Annotated in this window: 14 protein-coding genes; 9 read left to right on the top strand and 5 right to left on the bottom strand. The window is 62.4% G+C overall.

Features of this window, described 5'->3' with window-relative positions:
• Positions 1 to 9: 9 nt before the first annotated feature.
• Complete coding sequence (locus JS536_RS05975) at positions 10 to 2,655, bottom strand: LPXTG cell wall anchor domain-containing protein (protein WP_214356201.1); 2,646 nt, start codon at positions 2,653 to 2,655, stop codon at positions 10 to 12.
• A gap of 305 nt (positions 2,656 to 2,960) precedes the next feature.
• Here JS536_RS05975 and JS536_RS05970 point away from each other — a divergent pair, with 305 nt between their 5' ends.
• Positions 2,961 to 3,254 (top strand): hypothetical protein, encoded by a 294-nt coding sequence (locus JS536_RS05970; protein ID WP_214356200.1) that lies wholly within the window; start codon positions 2,961 to 2,963, stop codon positions 3,252 to 3,254.
• Positions 3,255 to 3,286: 32 nt separating this feature from the next.
• Complete coding sequence (locus JS536_RS05965) at positions 3,287 to 4,528, top strand: type II toxin-antitoxin system HipA family toxin (RefSeq protein WP_214356199.1); 1,242 nt, start codon at positions 3,287 to 3,289, stop codon at positions 4,526 to 4,528.
• Between the two features lie 13 nt (positions 4,529 to 4,541).
• Here JS536_RS05965 and JS536_RS05960 read toward each other — a convergent pair whose 3' ends face one another.
• Both JS536_RS05960 and JS536_RS05955 read right to left on the bottom strand, forming a co-directional pair.
• Complete coding sequence (locus JS536_RS05960; protein WP_214356198.1) at positions 4,542 to 5,051, bottom strand: WhiB family transcriptional regulator; 510 nt, start codon at positions 5,049 to 5,051, stop codon at positions 4,542 to 4,544.
• 143 nt (positions 5,052 to 5,194) lie between these two features.
• A complete protein-coding gene (locus JS536_RS05955; RefSeq protein ID WP_214356197.1) occupies positions 5,195 to 6,688 on the bottom strand; it encodes a helix-turn-helix domain-containing protein in 1,494 nt (497 codons plus the stop codon).
• A 650-nt stretch (positions 6,689 to 7,338) separates the two neighbouring features.
• On the opposite strand from JS536_RS05955, the gene JS536_RS05950 reads away from it, so the two are divergent.
• The 7 genes from JS536_RS05950 (at position 7,339) to JS536_RS05920 (ending at position 13,799) form a co-directional block, all read left to right on the top strand.
• Complete coding sequence (locus JS536_RS05950) at positions 7,339 to 8,169, top strand: site-specific integrase (RefSeq protein WP_214356196.1); 831 nt, start codon at positions 7,339 to 7,341, stop codon at positions 8,167 to 8,169.
• 583 nt (positions 8,170 to 8,752) lie between these two features.
• Complete coding sequence (locus JS536_RS05945; RefSeq protein ID WP_214356195.1) at positions 8,753 to 9,133, top strand: MobC family plasmid mobilization relaxosome protein; 381 nt, start codon at positions 8,753 to 8,755, stop codon at positions 9,131 to 9,133.
• A gap of 11 nt (positions 9,134 to 9,144) precedes the next feature.
• Entirely contained in the window at positions 9,145 to 10,596 is a 1,452-nt protein-coding gene (locus JS536_RS05940) for a relaxase/mobilization nuclease domain-containing protein (RefSeq protein WP_214356194.1), read from the top strand.
• 46 nt (positions 10,597 to 10,642) lie between these two features.
• The gene (locus JS536_RS05935) at positions 10,643 to 11,263 is read left to right on the top strand and encodes a DUF3801 domain-containing protein (protein WP_214356193.1); all 621 of its coding nucleotides are present in this window, start codon (positions 10,643 to 10,645) and stop codon (positions 11,261 to 11,263) included.
• A 93-nt stretch (positions 11,264 to 11,356) separates the two neighbouring features.
• Entirely contained in the window at positions 11,357 to 11,701 is a 345-nt protein-coding gene (locus JS536_RS05930) for a hypothetical protein (protein ID WP_214356192.1), read from the top strand.
• Positions 11,698 to 12,117: a hypothetical protein gene (locus JS536_RS05925; protein ID WP_214356191.1), complete on the top strand. Its 420-nt coding sequence runs from the start codon at positions 11,698 to 11,700 to the stop codon at positions 12,115 to 12,117. Before JS536_RS05930 ends, JS536_RS05925 begins: the two co-directional genes overlap by 4 nt.
• Positions 12,114 to 13,799 (top strand): type IV secretory system conjugative DNA transfer family protein, encoded by a 1,686-nt coding sequence (locus tag JS536_RS05920; RefSeq protein ID WP_214356190.1) that lies wholly within the window; start codon positions 12,114 to 12,116, stop codon positions 13,797 to 13,799. The genes JS536_RS05925 and JS536_RS05920 overlap by 4 nt, the downstream gene beginning before the upstream one ends.
• Positions 13,800 to 13,834: 35 nt before the next feature.
• On the opposite strand, the gene JS536_RS05915 is transcribed toward JS536_RS05920, so the two are convergent.
• On the bottom strand, positions 13,835 to 15,595 hold the full coding sequence (locus tag JS536_RS05915; RefSeq protein ID WP_214356189.1) for an adenine deaminase C-terminal domain-containing protein: 1,761 nt from the start codon (positions 15,593 to 15,595) through the stop codon (positions 13,835 to 13,837).
• A 65-nt stretch (positions 15,596 to 15,660) separates the two neighbouring features.
• Complete coding sequence (gene guaD / locus JS536_RS05910) at positions 15,661 to 17,028, bottom strand: guanine deaminase (RefSeq protein ID WP_214356188.1); 1,368 nt, start codon at positions 17,026 to 17,028, stop codon at positions 15,661 to 15,663.
• Positions 17,029 to 17,672: the final 644 nt, after the last annotated feature.

Below are 17,672 nucleotides of genomic sequence, written 5' to 3'. Positions count from 1 at the left end.
CCCGACGTCCTATGCGTCGGATGCCGTCTTTCTCCTGTGCAGCACCGCCAGCATGATGCCGCCGGCCAACGTGGCCGCGCCGCCGAGCACCATGAGCCACATCACGTCGCCGCCCGTATGCGGCAGCCTCACAGCCGGGGTATCGGGGGTGACGGGTGTTTCGGGCACGTAGGCGTTCCAGTCGTCCGGTTCGCTTTCGACCGGCGTATCGGTGCAGAGCTCGTCCGGGTCGGCAGGCCGGGCCGGTATGTCGTCGAACGGGTCGTCATCGCTCGGGAGGCATTCGATGACCGGTGATGCCTCGACCGTGGCGCGGTCCGTGTGCTTCTCGGTCACGCCGCCCAGCAGCCCCGTGACGTCCACCGATTCGCCGGGTGCCAATATCAGCGTCTCCCAACCGTCGGGATACGAGAGTTCCGCAACCGCACCGTCGCCTGCCACCGTCTCGTCGGACAGTTCCAATGCGGTCAGCGGCACGTCCCCCGTGTTGGTGATGCGGAACACGATCGTCACGTCCCCACCATCCAATGCCAACGCCTCTTCGGTCTCGTCCCGGTCCCCCGCTTCCGGCCCGGATGCCTCGTCGAACTTCTCGATGGCGATGGACGGCGACCGTTCCGGGGTGACGGTGGTCACCGTGTTCGACGGACGTTGCGCCCCGTCCAGCGTCTCGACGAACGTGTTCGCGAACTCGCCGGTCTTCGCTCGTGTGAACTGCACGTAGGCGCGCCAGGCCTGCGGATGCGAGTTGTCGTCGGACACCAGTTCCAGATACCGTTCGGTGGCCGAGATGGAGAACGTGCCCTCGCCCATGTCGAGGACGAACAGGTCACCGCCGAACGCCGTGGCATCGAAACCGCTGCCCGCGATGCGCATGCCCTTGGCCGCCAGCACGCTTCCGTCCGTGTCATACAGGTCTTCAACGGCGTACACGGCCCATTGGCCGGTGTACGTGTCACCGGTCTCGTCGAAGTCGTCGTCGATGCGCCACGAAGTCACCGTCGGATACACGCGGCCCACAGGCAACGTGGAGGAGTTGAGCTGGTACAGGAATGTCTGGCCCCGGTAGATGCTCATGCCGTCGGCGCTTTCGGAGCCGACCTCCACGGTCACGTCCTTGTATGGGTCGAGCGTCATCACCGGATTGCCCACCTCGTTGGATGCGACCCTGCCGTTATTGAGTGTGGCCCATCCCCGGTTCGTGATTCGCGGGTCCTCCCCGTCGTCGGGTTCGGCGGACCAGTCGATGTCGGAGCGGACCGTGGCGTCGAACGCCAGCAGCACCCTGTGCGATACGGCGGGATTCCAGTTCGTGTCCAGCCATTCACGGTGGAAGCGGACCGTGAACCGATGCCCGTCATCATCCCATTCGACCGCATACGCCTCGACCGGTATCGTCGCCCCTGCATCCTTCTGGGCGTTGTCCGCCGTTCCGCCGCGTTCCGTCAGCGTCAGGCTGTCCCGGTCCGGGATGGTGCGCGGATCGTAGTCGTCCGTCAGTTCCAGCCGGTCCAGCACATAATCCGATGCCGCGTCCACGTGCAGTTCGAGTTCGTAGGAGACTCTCTGGCCGGGAAGTACCGTCCTGCCGTCGATGCTCGGCTTCGCACCGGCATCGGAGTCGGTGCCCGCCGTGCCGGCGTCGGCGTCCTCCGACTTTTCGTTCGCGGTGCCATTCCCCGGTTCGGTCATTTCGCCCGTATCGGCCGGCTTCACGTCCTTGACGAGTTCGGGGCGCACGATGCACAGGACCGGCTCGTTGGTCTCCCAGTAATCCTGGTCCTCCCACCACACGCCCGCCTTGTTGGCCAACGCCTCATCCCCATCAACGCAGGTGTTGCGATCGGAATCCCCAATTCCCGACCCAGACCCGTTCCGGTCCTCGAGCAGGTCGGCGGCCACGTCGAAGTTCACCACGAACGGCACGAGCATGGAGAACTGCATCGCACTGGTGCGCTCGTTGAGCTCCTCCAGGTAATCGTCTTTGGCAGCGGCCCGGGTCACCGTGCCTTCCACGGTGATCTCGAAACGGTCGGTCACGTCCACGCCTATGAGGTTGATGCCGTCCGTTGACGGCTCCCGGTAGGAGTCCAATGCGAGGGCGTACACCCTGACCTCGCCCGCATCGGCCGGGTCGAGATACCGGTCCACCAGACTCCAGTCGTCGGCCAGTTCCAGCCGGTCCTTCGTGCTCCAGTCCACGGATTGAATCGTCATGTTGACCGCGGCTGCGACCTTGTCGCCGTTGAGGAAGCTCTGCCCGTCGGCACCGACCCGGTTGCCCCGGTCCGGGTCGGTGACCATCCGCCAAGTGCCGTCATCATCCATGCGCACCCATGCCTTGTTCGGCGGGTAGAAGCCGACCGCGAACGGCATGATGGCATGGTCGCCGTCACCCGGCAAAACTGCGTCCGATTCCCCGGCGTCCGGACCGTACCCATCACGGCCGTTATCACTCGTTGACCCATCATCGCCGACGACGTCCTGTTCGCTGGTCATGCGATCGGAACCATCCACGATTCCGATCCCGTCCTCGCTGCCGCCGTCCGGAACCTCCAGCGACGACGCCACGGCCGGCCCGGCCAGAAGGCATATCGCCACCGTCGCCGCCGCCAGTGCGCGCCACGTCTTCTTCATCATTCCCTTCACGCCCATGCGCTGCACCCTCCGTAGGGACTCCATATCACCCGGGAAAGGAGGCGGCCGAAGACGCACGAGGGCGGCTCGGCCACCTCAGGGGATCGATATGGACCGTGCGGACCGATTTTTCGGGGCCACCGTTGGTCCCACCGCACGCCCTCAGTATGCCGTTCCACCGCATGGCCCATGGTCCCGACCATGTTTTCGGGCTACCGCTATACGGAAAAGGAAGATAACATAAAGATATATTTAGGTTATCTTCCTAAAAACAGGTATTCTTTAATGTAAATGGATTCCAATCACTTTCAGGGAGACGAAGATTGCCTACAAGGACACCGATTCCGGTCAGTCGCGCGCAACGTCGGATCGCCGCGAACCTTGATCTGGCCCGGCGTCAGCAGCGCATCCCCATGGCGTTGCTCGCGGAGCGCGCCGGCCTGTCCGTGCCGACCGTGACGAAGCTGCTTCGCAGGGGCGCCGGTAGCCTGGAGAATTTCCTCCGCGTCGCACGCCTGCTCGACATGCTCGACGGGGTGCAGGATGCGACCGACCCGCTCAACACGGATATCGGTCGCCTTCGGGCCGACGAGGATACACCCAAACGGGTCCGATAAGACCTGGCCACGGAGACAAATAGGAGACATCGATGGAGACGAACGTCACTCTGCAGATCCAGGGCAAGGACGTCATCGTAGGGAAACTGTTCACGACAGTCAGAAGAGGCATCGAATCCGCGACCTTCATGTATGACGCGGACTACCTGCGTTCCGGCGACGCCATCCCCCTCTGCCCCGACATGCCGTTGTCGCCCGGCGCGTTCCACGCCGAGCAGAACACGATGCACCGGGTATTCCAGGACTGCATGCCGGACCGCTGGGGACGCAACCTCATGCTGCGCGCGGAACGTCAGGAGGCGCGGTCGGAGCAGAGGACGGCTCGGACCCTCTTCGAGGGCGACCTGCTCCTGTCGGTCAACGACGAGACCCGACAAGGTGCACTGCGCTTCTGGAACGAGGACGGAACCGCACTGGCGCCAAGCGAGCATGGCGTGCCCCGGGAAGTGACCATTCCGCAACTGCTGACCGAGGCCGACCTTGCGGTGCAGGACATGAATGCGGACATCCGCGATCTGCTCGCCGCCGGCTCCAGTCTGGGCGGCGCCCGCCCCAAGGCCTCCGTCCGCACCGAGCAGGGCGACCTGTGCATCGCCAAATTCCCGAAGGCCGACGAAAGCCTGCTGGATGACGTCTGCGCATGGGAACGTACCGCGCTCCAGCTTGCGGCCGATGCCGGCATCACCGTGCCCCATACCCGACTGCTGAGGGTGCGGGACCGTTCCGTGCTGATCGTGGAACGGTTCGACCGGAAGGACGGGAACCGGCTTCCCTATATCAGCGGATTGACCGCGGTGCAGGGCCGGGACGGCGACCATTACTCCTACTTGGAACTAGTGGAGTTCCTCGAGGAATACGGCGCGAAACCCGAAACCGACATACGCCAGCTGTGGCTCAGGGCGTTGTTCTCATGCGCGATCGGCAACACGGACAACCACATGCGCAACCATGGTTTCCTCTATACGCCGCAGGACAGAGGATGGCGACTGTCCCCGGCGTTCGACATCAATCCCACGCCCGGAGACAGCCCCAAGCTGCTGAACTCGCCCATAGGGTTCGACGACCGGTCCGCGAGCATAGCGCTGGCGATGGAATACGCCGACTATTTCCGGCTCACCGCCGAACAGACGCGGGCCATGGCGGCATCCATGGCCGACAGTCTGGAGCATTGGCAGCTCGTCGCATTGTCCAACGGGATCAATGCCGCTTCCATCGACATGATGAGAAGCTGCTTCGAATCGGCCGTGGACCGGCTTCGACAAGCCGCCGCCTGAAACGCGCCGTCGGCTACCCCTGACCATCCTCCTCTTCCCCGGACGGTTCATAATCGATATCCGGTTCCCGCCCTTGGACTCTCCTGGCGGAAACCCCATCCGCCTCCTGCGAGAATTCCAGCCGGGTCATGCGGCGTATGGGCTGTCCTGCAGTCAGGCCTCGGCTGAGGCGGGAACGTTCGTTGCGGCGACGGTTCTCCACGATCGCATGAATCTCCGGATGCGCTTCCAACCAGGCGTGCAGACGCAGGTAGCATAGGCGCATCTCCGTGAGTTCCAGTCGCCGCCGCCCGCGTTCGACCACGTGATGCTCGACGGCCACGCGCATCGCATATTGACGTTCCTTGTATGTCATGCCGCCCATGATCCCGTGTGTGACCGGCACGATCATGTTGCGCGCCAGACATTCCATGAGCACCGGGCAGTACCGGCAGACCCGTTTCGCGGCACGGCTCATCTGCCCGTCCCGGCATTCGACGCCGTCCGGTCCGATCTGCATCCACAGCAGGTCGTACAGTTCCATGTCCGCCTGCCCGCACAGTCCTTCCGGAGGCAGCGGGGATATGAAGATCCACTGCGTCCCACCCTTGGGAGGAGCCGACGGAGACGGAATGGTCGGTCTGAACCCAGCGGATCCACTGGTCCCGGAATCGAATTGATGAACGTTCATGATGTCCTCCCCTGTCCTGTGTCGCGACGCGCCTTGTCCAGTGACTCGTCCGTACGTACGCCGCCATGCAATGGCAGATTGCGACCGTCATGGGAGCACACCGCACACCGTTCCGGCGGCACGTCGCCGTCGAGATGCCGTTGCGCGTCTCCCGTCCGACTCGAACGGACGGATGGAAAATCCCGGAAGCCGTACACCGGGCAGCGCACCACACTCGCGGACGACACCAACGCGAACGTCTCGTGTTTTCCCGGCGTCCCAGGAATCCCCGCATCCCGTCGTGATGCAGCTGCCGGTCGTCGGAGCCTAAGGCCGCGCCCTGCGGATCCGGGGTCAAACCCATCAAGGAGCTGGGCGAATAGCCCGTCCCGGTCATTCGGATCCAAGCCGGCCGCGATGTCCCCCTCATCCGTTCGCGGCTCCCTGGAGGCAAGGAGATCCACGATGCCCATGAGCAGCTCACGGTTGCGCCGTGCGGCGCGCATTCGCCACTCCCCTTCATGCCGTCTGGCGAGGCGGAACTCCTCCCACCGGCGTTCCAACGACCTCACGCTGAGCATCTTTCCGCACCAGAATCCGTCCTGCGCCACCCAGGCCGCCAGTTCCATGGATGCTTCCAGTCCATGCGTTTCGAGCAACCGCTCCGCGCACCGCCGATCCGCCTTCCGCGTCGGTTTGCCCACGATCTGCTCTTTCGCCAGCACCTGGGCGAACCGAATCAGGAAGTCCTCGGCGTCAGGTTTTCCATCGGCCGTCGCCCCACGAATCCAATCAGGGTCCTCCATGCTTCCGGCCTCCGACCATGTATCCGAATCCTCATCGGCATCGGCTCCCGCACGTGTCTTCGATACCATCGACGCGGTAACTTCCGAGGCCGTCATATCCGAGGTCTCCCCGTGCGGCTTCGACGGAGATTGCTTGTCCGTCGGTGGGGAACAGTCCCCGTAAGGGGACGAAGGGGAAGGTTCACTTGACGGTTCGGGTGACACGCGGAGCACCGCATTCAAACCTCCGCTGTCACCTCGCCGGGACGTTACGCAATCCGATTCGCCGACTCCTCCCGCCGCTGTCGATACATCCGCTGTCAGCCTCGCATCGGCTCCGCCGATCGGCCGGCACGATTCATGGATCCGCGAGGGGCTACCGTCATCGACGGCCAGACGGGCCCTGTACTCCTCGATGAATATCGCCCGCATCGCATCGCTCATGCTCAGCTCGTACACAATGGGCCGTTTGCATGCGGGAAGCTTGCGGACCCGGCTCAGGTTGGAGGATCTTCTGATGAATCCGCGCGATTCCAGCCAACGCAGATGCCGCTGGACCGAACGTTCCGAACATCGGATCGCCGCCGCCAAGGTGGTCACGGAGGGGAACGCATGCCGGCCGCGCCGGTCGGCGTGGTTGGCGAGATGGGAGAGCACCGCCTGGGCGATGTGGTTGGGAATGAGGCAGGTGATCGTCATCACATAGGAATAGGCTTCGACGCTCATCTCTCGCTCCCCCTCTTTCCGGCAGGATGGGATTGCATGGCCGCGAACCGGTATTCGGCCGGTGATATGGCTATGCTCCAGAAATCGACATGACATCCTTCGGCCAATGGCCGGTGGCATTCCCCGCATAGGACCGGGCTGCGGTCCGTTCCCGTCTGTCGGTTCGCCGGTCGGTCGGACGGACCCGCGATCCCAGGCTCTTCTCCGGCCGGATCCTTCGGAACCGGCGAATCATCGTGATTGAAGGACATGACGGTTCCCCTCTTTCTCTCATGGCCGCTACGTCGCGGCACCGTCTTTTCCGCATCACCCGGACCGGGGAAAACGGCCGCGCGATACCGTCGGTCATGCTTCATCGCATGCCCGACGCCCTAGTATTGATAACGTTTGCGTTATGACGGGCACCGGAATCGTGTTCCTTCGCCGGTCATCGAATTCGAATCGGTGTACTTCCCCCACGACCACCATAACATCCCGCTTATGGATAGCCGCATCATAATGCCCTGAATACGAGGATTCCGGCAATCCCGTCCGTCGAAACGGCGTTTTCGCGGACGGGATCCATTCGAATTCACAGGAATACACGCATCATGCGAACGTTCGCAATATGTGTGTGGATACAATGTCTCCAACACGGAGCGAGGTGGCCTATGACGCGTGTGAGTGGACATTGTTCACCGTTATGGAGAAGCTGGATCGGCAACTGGCTCGCGGACAGTATCGGGCTCCGGTATGCGTCCGCGGAGTCCGCATACTACAGTTCGCGGGTCATGGCCTTCGCGGCCTATGTGCGTCTCGACCCGGACGAGGTGACCCCGGAGGATGTGTCCGCATGGCTCGGCCGAAAGCACGCACCCGCGGGTTCGGTCTACGATGACCGCAGGATTCTCGAGTCCTTCTTCGGGTGGGTCGCCGACACCATGCTGCGGGACGACCCCATGCCCTTCGTCCCCGAGGCACGAAGGGAACGATTCCGTCCGGCGGCCTCCGAGGACGACATGGAGCATGGCCGCGCCCATTGGGATGTGCGCAGCAGGATGATGGTCGTCCTTGCCGGGGATATGGGGCTGCGGCGCGGCGAGATCGCCCGGTTGCGCGGGGAGGACCTGATACGGTTCGATGATGGCGGCTGGGGGTTGCGCATCCATGGAGAGGGTCCGCGCGAGCGGATAGTGCCCGCGGACGAGCCCCTCGCCCATGCGATTCTGGTCAGGGGCGTGGGCTTCACGTTCCCCGGGGAACGTGGCCGGGCCCATGTGTGCGAGGACACGGTCAACCGGATCATCCATGAGGCCACCGGCTGCTCACCAACCGCCCTGCGACGCAGGTTCGCCCAGATCTCCCTGTCCCAAGCCGGCGGGAACCCGTACGCCGTCGCCGAGCTCATGGGTCAGAGCGTCGAATCCGTGCTGTCCCTCGCCCTCGTGCGCGACATCCACGAGGGAGGTGCTGCCGTCGTCAGAGTCGCGAGCGGCCATTGATTCGTCCCCCTCCCCGACACCGGGGCTCCCATGATCGGACGGCGAGGGATCCACAGACGTGGCGCGCCGGTCATACAGCACGGCCAGTTCACGGTCGCTCATGGAGAACATCCGTTTCACTTCCGCGCGGGAGACGCCGAACTCGTCCGACAGCTCCCTCAGCAGGGGCCGGATACGTCCCGCCGCCTTGAGATACCGGTCGATCTCGTCGTAGAGACGGCCCAGCAGCACGCGGCGTCTCTCCAGTCTCCGTCTCTCCTCCTCCATCGCCTGCGCCACCCATTGCGCCCTGGCCTTGGCTGTCTTGCCGGTCGTCATCATCGCTCCCCTCGACGTCGTCGTCGTAAACCGGTCGGGGACCATCGCCCCGTCCTTCCTCGTGTTGAATGTTCCCAACACGATTGGAAACGAGGATAACCAGCATGCACCAGGCCGATGGTCACACCCGACTTTTGAGACTCCGTGACGACATCGTCGTCACGTCAAAGGAAGGAGCAGCAAGCATAGCAACCGTACGTACGGTTGCCGCCAATCCCATCCGGGATTGCCGACCGGGACACCCGGGACCCGATAGGCTCACGCCATGAGCTGGCAGGCGACGCATCCGACCCGCTGTGTGCGCAAGGCGGTCACGTTCACTCCAGAGGAATGGGATCGGGCCGACCGGTTCTATCAGAAGGTCCGGCTGGCCCGAGGCGGCGAGCTGTCGTTCTCGGCGCACGCGAGACGGCTGCTCATCGACGCGCGGGTAGTCATGGTCACGGTCGCCCTCGATCCGGACCAGGTCCGCGCGGACATGGCCCGCATCGGCAACAACGTGAACCAGATCGCGCGCAGGGCCAACACCTACGATCATTTGTCTTCCGACGATATCGGCCGGGTCGTGGCCGCACAGGACGAGCTGCGCGCGTTGTTCCTGCACATGTGCCGCGAACGCGACGAGCAGCTTGCGGCGCAAGGGTGAGGAGTCGTGTCATGGCGGTCGTCAAGGTCGGGCAGATCAAGACCACGCTGCATCTGTCCATCGCGTACATCATCAATCCGGACAAGACCGAGGAAGGCACCCTGGTGACGGCGAACTATTCGGACATGGTCTCCGATCCGGCCGCCCTGGCCGAAGCGATGCTGGAGTCGCTCGACAGGACGGCGGCGGGCAGAAGGGCCGGCGGGGTGCTGGCCCATCATGTCATCCAGTCGTTCAGTCCGGACGACAGCCGGAGGATGACCGCACAGCAGGTGCATGAGATCGGCATCGCCTTCGTGGAGGAGATCACCGGTGGCGGGCACCAGTATGTGATCGCCACGCATGTGGACCGGGATCATACGCACAATCACATCATCATCTGCGCGGCCAATACGGAGACGCGGCGCAAACTGCGCGTGCAGCGGGGCACGCTTGGCGCATGGCGTGAGGTGAGCGACCGGCTGTGCCGGGAGCGTGGGCTGGAGGTGCTTCCCCGACGGGACCGCAGCCGGACACGGGAAGGGCTGGGGACGGAGCGGCATGGTTTCGGACTGGGCGAACTGTACGCGTCGGCCAAGGGGGATGCGGTCAAGGACCGTATCCGGCTGGCGGTCGATGCGGCAGCCGCCTCGTCCGTGGATTTCGACTCGTTCGCCGCGGCGATGCGACGGAACGGGGTCAGGGTCGATGTGCGCGGCCGGCATCTCACGTTCACCGATGTGGCGAGCGGTCTGAAGGTCCGGGACGTCCGACTCGGCCGAGCCTATGACGAGCCGAACATCATGGCGCGCATCGGGCGGGGAACCGTCACGCCGATCAGTTTCAACCGGAGGATGATTGCGGCGTCGGATGACGGCATGATGCGCGTATGGTTGCCCGGAACACGGCGGGGTCTGGCCTTGACGGTTCCGGTTGTCGCCATCGTGCGGGACGGAGACACGTATCGCGCGTATCTGCCGACCGCCTCCCCGTGCGTCATCACAGACCGGCGGGGCCGGTATGTCCGCCGCATCACGCCGGAGGGGCTGTACGAGTTCTTCTCCCGACCTCCCGTCCGTCTGGAGCCTGCGACGAGGGAGAGCCGGCTCACGCCGGGCAAGTCGGAGGCCCAACGCAACTGGTATCGGCTGCAGGCGAGGAAGCTCGACCAGCTGCACGATCTGGCCGATGAACTCAACACGGCCACGCGATTGACGCGCGATGACGTCTCGGTCGATGACGCGATCCGGGATGTGACGAACCGCATAGCCTCGGAGCGCGAGGCGTTCCAGGCGCTTCTGGTGGCGTTGGATGAGAGCACGGACGCCGAGCCCGTTGATGGGAATCGATCCGGGGAACTGGCTCGTGAGCTTCGGGACAGGGAACGCCGGCTTGACCGCTTGTCCAATGAACTTAAGACGTTGCGCCGGCTTCGTCTGCGAGTGAGGCAGCCCGAACCGGTCCCGTCGCATCGAACGCCATGAATAGTCATCGACCGCTACGGACAATCACACAAAGGAGGAATCGGGCATGATCGAGGAACGCCTGGAGGATGTCGGACGGCAAGCCACGATGGAGGTCACGCGTACGGGCGCCGGACTGGTGTTGCGTGTGGGAGAGTGGACCGCCGCATGGTTCCTACGGGCCGGGGCGCGTGCATTCGGCGGGGCTCGCGACGCCGCGCGACAGGCGGCGCATACGGGACGGATGAGTGAGAAACGCCTGCAACGCGCGGCCAACGGGGACATCCATATCTTCGAACTGGACAGGGAGCAGGTGCGCACGGTCATGTCCAGTCTCGACCGCGCCGGGGTCCGTTACGCGGTGGAACGCGGCGAGGACGCGACGTGGGTGCATTTCGAAGGTCGGGATCTCGACCATGTCACGCATGCGGTCAGGAGGGCGCTCGGCGACGTCGGCTACGAGCTACGTCTGACCGGCCATGACGCGAAGGTTCCGGAACAGTCGCCGGAGAGCGCCGAATCCCATCCGGCGGCCCAGCCGTCCCGAACCGTCCCCACGCAGAAAGACGAGAAGATCAGCAAAGAGGACACCCTCAATGAGCTGCATGAGCACATCGACAGGAAACTGGCCGAGAACACCATCCGGATAATCCCGCCTCGGAAGCATGAGCGGGCCCGGAGCCGATAGTCATCGTTCAGCGTAATGCGGCGGACAGATGCCACCGCATGTCGGAGTGAAACCCACGGCAGCGATGCCGGTCACGAAAGTCAGGAGCCCATCATGTCAACCCGCCGATATCTCATCGTCCGCGGAACACTGCTCGACGATCCCCGCTACACGCTGACGGCTTCGGGGACGGAATCAGTCCGGTTGCGCGTCGGCATCCGCATGCCGAACGGTCTGGTCGAACCGGTACTTGTCGAGGCCGGCGACGTCATGCCCGACTATTGCCGGGAACGGCGGCTGGCGCAGGGGAATTTCGTGGTCGTCAGCGGCTGGTCCCGGGAATCGGCGTCAACCCGCGCATCCGGATCGCATGATGTATACACCGCAAACGAGGAGACGCTGATCCATGCGGACATGATAGCGGCCGACGCCTCGTTCGATTGGAGGCGAGGGACATGAACGGCATCGTCTCCCCTCCCCTGTTCTCCCGTATCCTGTGCGGCGAACATGGCGTGGGATCCGTCGAATGGCATGGCATGCACATGCTCGTCATCACGTATGGCCAGGACACGGAAGCCGACGGCCCCGACGAGGCGCGCGTCTCGAGCACCGCCGATGACGAAGCCGAGCGGGCCGTGTCCGGAGGAAGGAGGCCCGAACCGCTGGAAAACGTTGCGGATGTCCGCTCTCCGGCACCGCCGACGGATCAGGTCTCCTCCGCGACCGTCCTGTCCGAACCGTTTTCGACGGCTGACTCCGCACAGCTCACGCGTGACGATGTGCTGGATTCGCTGCGCAGGCTCACCGCATCGCGATTGCGGGACAGACATGTGGCGGGACGTGAAGGCCGAGGTCCCAGAGAGGCGTCGCGATGAACAGGCTCATGCGCATTCTCATGCCGTTCGCGTTGGCAGTGCTGCTGTTCTGGCTCGCCAATCGGATCTCGATGCAGGTTCGGGCTGATCTTTCCGCAGGCCTCGGCCTTGACCGTGTCATCGATGGCATGTTCGATGGGGTTCTCGCGGATCCCCTGCGGCTGTCGTTGGACCGAACGGATCTGCTCGTGGGTCTTGCCGCGGACCTGGCAACGGGGCTGGCGCTGTTGTACCGATGGTCGATGCGGCGGGACCTGCGCGAGGGCGAGGAGCATGGGTCGGCTCGCTGGGGCACGCCGGCGGACATCAGGCCGTTTCGCCAGGAGGGCCGGCGCAACCTGCTGATGACAGCCACGGAGTCGCTGGGGTTGGACGGCAGAATCACGCAACGCAACCTGAACGTGCTGGTAATCGGGTCATCAGGTTCGGGCAAGACGAGACGGTATGTGCTGCCGAACCTGCGGCAGGCGAACATGTCGTACGCGGTCACCGATCCGAAGGGCGAGATCCGCGCCGCGGTAGGCGATTCGTTACGAGGCAGCGGATACGGGATCCGTTGCCTTGATCTCATCGACCTCGACCGGTCCGACCGGTTCAATCCCATGCGCTATATCGACCCGCGTGATCCTGAGGCCGGGATTCTGAGGCTGACGGAGAACATCATCTCGAACACCACGGGGCAGGGTCCGCGCCATGATTCCGGCGATGGTTTCTGGGAGCGGGCCGAACGCAATCTCCTGACCGCGTTGACCGCGTGGGTCCGGTTCGCGGAGCGCGAGCCCGACCTACCCCAGGTCATGGATCTGTTGCTGCTCATGGATTCCAGCGAGACGGACGAGACAATGGTTTCGGACGTGGATCTGATGTTCGAGGCGGCGCGTGAACTCGTGGCCGAATACAGGAAACATCCCGAACGTCATGACGCCGAGTCGCGCCAGACGTTGGAGGGATTGGACTTCGCGTCCCGCCAGTACCGCAAGTTCGTCCAAGGCGCGGGCGAGACGAAGCGTTCAATCATCACATCACTGGGCGTACGCCTGTCCCCGCTGGAGGTCGGCAGCGTGCGTCGGATACTGTCCGGGGACACGATTCGTCTTGACGAGATCATGGTGCGGCCGACCGCGGTGTTCCTCTCCCTGCCGGACACCGAAGGGACGTTCTCAGCCTTGGCCGCGATCTTCTACCAATGCCTGTTCGAGTCCAACGTGTACAGGGCCGACCATGCCGGTGATACGCCCGATGCCGGGCGAATGCAATTGCACTGTTTCCTTGACGAGTTCGCCAACATCGGGCGCATCCCGAACTTCACGCGGCTTATCGCCACCATCCGCAGCCGCGGCATCTCCTGTTCGGTCATCATCCAGAACTACGCGCAGGGCAAGGCTATGTACCGGGACGATTGGGAGACCATCGTCGGCAATTGCGATTCGATGCTCTTCCTCGGCGGCACGGAGACCAGCACGCTGGAATGGGTATCCAAGAGGCTCGGCTTCCAGACCATCGACGTCATGGACGACGGCGAAAGCCGAGGAGCCAACGGCTCGTACAACATCAGCTGGCGTCGTACCAAACGTGAGCTCATGCAGCCGGACGAGCTCGGCCTGCTGCCGACCGACGAATGCATCTACATCCTCAGGGGAGTCCGCCCGTTCCGCAGTCGCAAGATCGATGCGGAGCGGTAGCGGACTCATAAAACAGCCAATGTCGGACAACGTTTCTATTCGACGTTCAGCACCGGGTCGATGACCTTTTGCTGTGCCACATCGATGAATCCATGGTCAGTGACCGCATATGCCGGGACGGCGGCGAGACTGATGAACGACAGGAAGATGAACGGGTCGGGGATGCTGCTGCCGAGTTCCGTGGCCGCGGCATTCAGCCTATGCTTGTCCGCGGCAAGCTCCTCGCCCGTCTTGTCGCTCAACAGGCCAAGGACCGGGAGCGGGACTTCCGCCAGTACCTCGCCGTTCCTGACCGCGACCTGTCCTCCCTGAAGTTCGGCGACTCTGTTGACGGCGAAGGCGAGATCCTTCAGATTGGTGCCCACGACGATGATGTTGTGGTTGTCATGGCCGACCGACGAGGCAATAGCGCCTTCCCTGATATGGAATCCACCCTGGAAGGCCTTGCCGATATTGCCGTTCTTTCCATGTCGTTCGACCTGCGCGATGTAGAGGATGTCCTGGTCGACGTCGCTTTGGATGATCCCGTCCCTGACCTCGAGCTGCGCATCCCTGCGCTGGGTGATGGCGATCCAGGGGAGTACGTCCGCCACGATGACGTTCGCCTTCGACGCGGTCTCGTCCACGTGGATGGCGAAATCATCGGCAGTGACAGGACGTTGCAGGTGGACCGTGTTCAGTAGGCGCGGGGTGTGTTCGGCGACCGGGCTCGGGTCGATGATCCGACCGTCTCTGGCCTTCAGTTGTCCTCCGGCTATGGTGGCCAGTACCTTGAAGTCATCCGGACCGGTGGTGATGTTGATGTCCGCACGCAGTCGCGGCGCGAGGGCACCGACCTTGGTCGCGATGCCGGATGCGTTTGATGGGTTGATGGTCACGAATTGGATGGCTTGGATGAATCCCGCTCCCAGTTTCAGGGCACTGCGCACCGCTTCGTCCAGATGTCCCCGGTCCACTGCATCGGTAGTGCTCAAATCGTCGGTGATGATGCTGACACGTGAGTCGTTGAGCTTCTTCTCCAGAACCACCGGCAGCAGCTGTCCGATGCTGCGTGCGGCGGACCCGTCGCGCAGCAGCGCATAGGCACCGTTCCGGAGTCGTTGGATTACGTCGTCCGCACTGATGGCCTCATGGTCGGTCGTGACGCCTGCGGCGATGGCCACGTTGAAGTGCTTCTGGTCCAAGTCGGGCAGATGTCCGTGGACCACATATTTGTGGGCGAGCGTGTCGTCTATGGCCGCGAGCAGGTCCGGGGTTCGTCGCCAGATGTATTCGCCTACCGTTTCGGATAGTCCGGCCGCCTGGGGGTGGTCGAGTGCCTTGCTGATGATCTCGTGATTGAAGATTGCGCCGCTGGTTTCCAGGTTCGGGGAGAATGGGACGTGGGAGGGCACGATGTATTCGATGTTCAGACCGGTGTCCGCGTTCTCGGCAAGCACGTCCTCGATAGCTGGTTCGCCGGCGACCACGCCGACTTCGTGCAGGTCGGTGACGATGGTTGTGGTGCCATGCTCCAGGACGAGGTCCGCGAATTGGCGGATGGCAAGACTGGTGGATTCCGGGTGAATGTGGGCGTCCACGAATCCAGGTGTGATGTAGTTGCCTTTGGCGTCGATGATTTCGGTCTGTTCGCCGATTGTGTATTCGACGTCTCCGATGGCGGCGATTTGATCGCCGTATATGGCGACCCCGCCTTCGTAGATCTCACCTGAGAGCACGTTGACGATGTTGCCGTTGATGATTGCCTTGTCGGCGGGACGTTCGCCTGCCGCGACGTCCAGAAGCTCCTTTGACATGGGACTTCCCTTCTGTTTTTGAAACTGGCTGTTTTCGTATGTTCAGGTGTTCGAGCTGCCGACACTCACTTTTCGACGACCAACCTCCCCTGCACCCATACCTGTCGGATATTCGATGATTCCGAGAGGTTCATGATCTTCTGGAAGATGTCAGACGGCGGCTCGTCCCTGTCGAAGATGGGCAGCGGGTTCTCCCTGCGGCGCACATCCACGGTCTGGGCGTCCCAGGCATAACCCGGCTCGAGTCTGCCGACCGGAAGGCCCAAGGCCTCTCCTCCGCCGGCCGTGGCCAGATAGAACGCCTGGTTCAGGGTAAGGGCGCTGTCCGGCACTCCGCGACGGTCGGCGGCGATTGAGGCGTTCACTCCGGTTTCGAGCATTCGCGACGAGATGACGGACTGGCGAATGGTCTCGTACAGGTTCGGGGTGAAGCCGCCAGAAATGTCCGATCCCAAACCGACCTTCAATCCTCGATCCAGGTATTTCCGGACAGGAGCCACCGCGCTGGCGAAGAACGCGTTCGAGTGTGGACAGTGCGATACGATGGCGCCGGTCTCGTGGAAAAGATCGATGTCCTTGTCGGAGAGATGCACACAATGGCCGAGGATGCTCCTATCGGTCAGCAATCCGAAATCTTTGAGTACCTCCGTGTCGCTTCTCCCGTATCTTCCGAACGCGTAATGGTGCTCCCATTCACCTTCACTGCAGTGCGTCTGGATGTACGCGGTGTCATGATGCCTTTCGGCGATGCGTCCCAGGCCTTTGAGCGCCTCGTCCGTGCAACTGGGGATGAACCGTGGGCTGATGACCGGATATACGCCCTGACGGCTCGTCCGGCCAATCTCCTCGACATCCCGGATGAACCTCTCTGTCTCGTCCAGACCGGATCGCGTGGAGGAATCCCGATAATAGTCGGGATTCGCCTCTGGATCGTCCATGACCAGACGGCCGACGAGAGCGCGCTGCCCCTTCTCGGCTGAGATCCGCGCTAATTCGACCGACGCCTGCCGATGGATCGTGGCGTAGTGAACGACGGTCGTCGTTCCCACGGAGAGCAGCTTGCCCACCAAGTTCCCATACACCGTCCTCGCGTATTCGATGTTCTCGAACCTGGCTTCGGTTGGAAACGTGTATTTGTCCAGCCACACGTTCAGCGGCTCGTCAAGCCCGGTGCCGGTCTGCGCCCATTGAGGGGCGTGCACATGCGTGTCCACGAATCCCGGCAGCAGATACCTGGTGGCGGGAATTCTCCTGTAGACTCCTAGTTCCTTCAGTCTCCGACGGCGGTCCTTGAACTCCCTGTCATCCGAACGAATTATCTCTCTGATCACGCCATGTTCGTCGATGAGAAACATCGTATCCGAGAAATATCGGACCCGGCTTAGGCTTTCCGGAGTGAAACCTTTGGCTTCTATTGCCAATACAATCGTCATGCCGAATCCTTCCAGCTCATATGTTCACGGACTTTGTTCGCTGTTTATGCGTATGACGCATTCGTCTGCACTTATGGGAGGAATCCGCTTCTTCGACCGGGCCCTCAGACGGAATCATATTATCGGCAGAGAAATAAGGAACGGCTGCCGTAACCGATTACGTCCTGCAGAACGAAGATGTCATTACTCCTCCATCTAGCTCGATATTGTTTTCAACTATTCTTCCCCCCATGCCCCATGATGCAAGACAATCCGTCTTGAGACAGGAAGATACCCAAAAACGGAGGAGAAAATGCCTGTGATGTCATCGAAATAATCTATTGACTCCAATCAACCCCATATAAATATTGAACTTGATATCCGTTTATTTGCTCTATATATAGGGAGCTCTGCCGTCACCTTTCTATTTCAGGTATTATTGCCAGCACGAGACCCCGGAATTCGCGTTTTTCCGAAGGAGATTGACCGCACTTCACATATTTCTACGAGGAAATCCTCAGCCGCCCTCTCTCAATCCAAGGCATCATCCAACGATTGCGCTGTCCAGTCATCGCATCACTTTTCAGCAGCTGATTCTTCCTGATCTGAAGCGGAAAACAGCACGAAAACATCGTCAGCAAACTCTGATGGTCTATTTTCTCATC

This window comes from Bifidobacterium sp. SO4 (assembly GCF_018555355.1).
GTDB lineage: Bacteria > Actinomycetota > Actinomycetes > Actinomycetales > Bifidobacteriaceae > Bifidobacterium > Bifidobacterium miconisargentati.
The sequence above is the reverse complement of the archived record's forward strand: the minus strand, read 5'-3'. Positions and strand labels throughout refer to the sequence as shown.